This is a genomic window from Achromobacter sp. GbtcB20 (assembly GCF_019091095.1).
Classification (GTDB): domain Bacteria; phylum Pseudomonadota; class Gammaproteobacteria; order Burkholderiales; family Burkholderiaceae_B; genus Achromobacter; species Achromobacter mucicolens.
Window position 1 is genome coordinate 1 of the sequence record NZ_JAGXJZ010000064.1, and the last position, 1,453, is coordinate 1,453.

Here is a 1,453-nt window from a genome sequence, read left to right on the forward strand (position 1 = left end):
TCCACCACAAGCGCTTTGACCTCGGCTTCACTGAGGGTGACATAATGGTCGTGGGCTTGCCGGTCGAGTTTAAGCTCCAGAGTTTTGACGGTCTTCTTGAGTGCGGCTTCGCGGGCGCTGAGTTGCTGCCACTGCTTGAGCACGGAGCGTTCGTCGGCGCTGTCGTCGTCATTGACAATTTCGGCGAGACGATCTTTCACCTGCGCAGCATTGACCTTGTCGAAACCTGCGAAGGCACCGTCTTCTCCACCGTGCTCTTCCTCCAGTTCGGCAATCTGGCTGGTAACGCCATCCAGTTCGGCCTGCTTTGCCTCCAGTTCGGCCTGTTCGGCGGCAAAGTAGCGGGCGACGATGTAGCGCTTGGGCAGCAGGTCGCAAGTCCAGCCCTTGTCCTTGGTCTTGCCCTTCTTGTCGGTTTCAACGATGCGCCGGGGCAGCGCCACCCAGCCATCGGCAGCGATCAGGTAGGCGTCGTCCTGCATGGTCTCGGCCCAGTAGTCCATTAGGTGCTGGTAAATGTCATAGGGGTCGAGCAACGGTGCAGCGTGGAAGGTGGTGAGCAGGGTTTCGGAAACCTGTGCAATCAGCGCCTTGGGTTTGTCGCCGGGCTGGATGCCAGTGAGCAGCGGCATGACGGCCTGCTGCCATTTGCCGAATAGGGTTTCGACCTTGCTGCGGAATTGCTGGAACTGCGGATGGACGAGGATAATGGAACGCACTTCGGTCATTGGCTGGCGCAGCCTCGCATAACCCGGACGCTCGGCCTCGAACAGCGCCTGGCGCAGGGCAGGCATTTCCTGCCAGTCGGCGGCGAAGGCATCAATGTCGCGCTCGGGGATGCCGCCGTTGAGGTGGGCGTCAATGTCGTGCAGGTCTTCCGGCTCGCTGCTGTCGATGTAGCGCGGCAGGTTGAGGTTGTAGTCGTTCCTGTCACTGGCGATTTCATCCAGCGGCACCATGCGGGCATAGCGCGGCACGTCTACGCCACGGCGGAAGGCATCGACGATGCGGTGGATGTCCTGCTCGCGCAGGCGGTTCTTGGGGCCGTCCTTGATGAAGCCTTTGCTGGCGTCGATCATGAAGATGCCCTTGCGGGCGCTGGCGTTTTCCTTGTCCAGCACCAGGATGCAGGCGGGGATGCCGGTGCCATAGAACAGGTTGGCGGGCAGGCCGATGATGCCCTTGAGGATGCCGGAGCGCACCAGTTGCCGGCGGATATGGGCCTCCGCGTTGCCACGGAACAGCACGCCGTGCGGCAGGATGATGGCGCCCTTGCCAGTGGTGGCCTTCATGCTGCGGATGATGTGCAGCAGGTAGGCGTAGTCGCCTTGCTTGGCTGGCGGCTCACCCCAGGTAAAGCGCTGGTAGGGGTCGTTGGCCGGGTTGAGGCCGGTGGACCATTTCTTGTCGGAGAACGGCGGGTTAGCAACGACATAGTCGTAGGCACGCAGTT

The 1,453-nt window shown here is 61.7% G+C and carries 1 protein-coding gene; it reads right to left on the minus strand.

Features of this window, described 5'->3' with window-relative positions:
• Positions 1-1,453: N-6 DNA methylase (locus tag KVT32_RS27750; protein ID WP_217619155.1), on the minus strand; the 1,453-nt coding region annotated here is incomplete at both ends.